This is a genomic window from Zoogloea dura, from assembly GCF_012927165.1.
GTDB classification, from domain to species: Bacteria; Pseudomonadota; Gammaproteobacteria; order Burkholderiales; family Rhodocyclaceae; genus Zoogloea; species Zoogloea dura.
Window position 1 is genome coordinate 1 of sequence record NZ_JABBGA010000077.1, and the last position, 1246, is coordinate 1246.

The window sequence follows — 1246 nt, forward strand, 5'->3', positions numbered from 1 at the left end:
CCGAGTAGAAAGCAATCAGCAATTGGGCCTTGAGCAGGCGCTCCGGCGGAATCGAAGGGCGGCCCGTCCTGGCGTACAGGCCGTCGAGCTCCGCAGAAATGGCGGACAGTGCCGACTCGGCCAGTTTCTTCACCCGGCGCAACGGGTGATCAGCCGGAATCCGGGACTCGACCGAGAAATAGTGAAACATCGAGGACTGGGGATCGACTTCGCCACGCATCGTTGTTCTGCCTGGGGTTCGGGGATACGGCTAGGACAGACGGGTGGCGGGATCGTTCACTGGGTTTTGCATCAACCTGTTAGCCATCAGTTTGCCCATTGAAACCTCACGAGAGCAAGGCATAGAGCAAACAGAAAGCCGTAAGAGAAATGATCAATACGAAGCACGGTATAACCGTGCCTGGCTCGCCAAAAGCCGATCAGTGACATACACATTCCTGCCAGGGCTGGCGTGAGAAATAGATTGGCCAAGCGCCATCCGGCAGAAATAACCATGTGATGAGGAAATAGCCAAAGGCTAATACCTCCAAAGATTGCTCCAAAGAGCGCATACCCCAAAGCAGCGAGCCAAGGGTTTGGTGGCTTCTGGAACGGCTCGGCCAATGAGTGCAAACCAAGCTCGAATAATGCCTCTCCAACAATCTGAATCACAAATTCGAGGAGCAACTCTAGCAGGAATTCCATTGCTTACCTTAAGGCTAACGCCTGAGTTAAGCCGCGCCGCGAAGCGGCGTCGGCTTGGACGAATTGTTAGGCGGCACTTGCGGCGACCTCACTCAAGTGCAGTCGGCGTAGGTCGGGTTAGCGCAGCGTAACCCGACATCGCATGACCGGTCCCGTTCGTGCTCAAACACATCGGCAACGATTGGCAAAAGACTAACAATGGAACTGCCGAGTGTTATGGCTTTTTGATTGTTGATAGGGAATGTCGGGTTACGCTGCGCTAACAGGCCGATGCAAAAACGCCGAGAAACCGCGCCAACCGTACCTCTCGCTATTTGATTTCTCATGACTTCATTCCCGGAGTTGGATTCCCAATCCCGTTTTGATGCCCGTCGAATGGGCCGGGGAATGGGCTTCCGCCCAATTCCGGGAGCCGCTTCATGCCGCACTCCCCGCGCTCTGCAATTTCGCAATTCGCAGCAGGTTGTACGCCGCCGCCGACAGGTAGGCGGCGATCTGGGTTCGGGCTTCTCCGATGAAGCGGGTCTTTCTCATTCCGCCCACTGTCTTCAGCCACCCGAAG

Annotated in this window: 1 protein-coding gene and 2 pseudogenes; all 3 read right to left on the bottom strand. The window is 55.8% G+C overall.

All coding sequences use genetic code 11. The features are described 5' to 3' along the window. Positions 1–220: pseudogene (locus HHL15_RS26140) on the bottom strand (IS5/IS1182 family transposase); the annotation flags it as partial. Between the two features lie 86 nt (positions 221–306). Next, positions 307–684, bottom strand: coding sequence for a hypothetical protein (locus HHL15_RS26145; RefSeq protein WP_169148694.1), 378 nt, complete (start codon positions 682–684; stop codon positions 307–309). Positions 685–1101: 417 nt separating this feature from the next. Continuing rightward, positions 1102–1246: pseudogene (locus HHL15_RS26150) on the bottom strand (IS5/IS1182 family transposase); the annotation flags it as partial.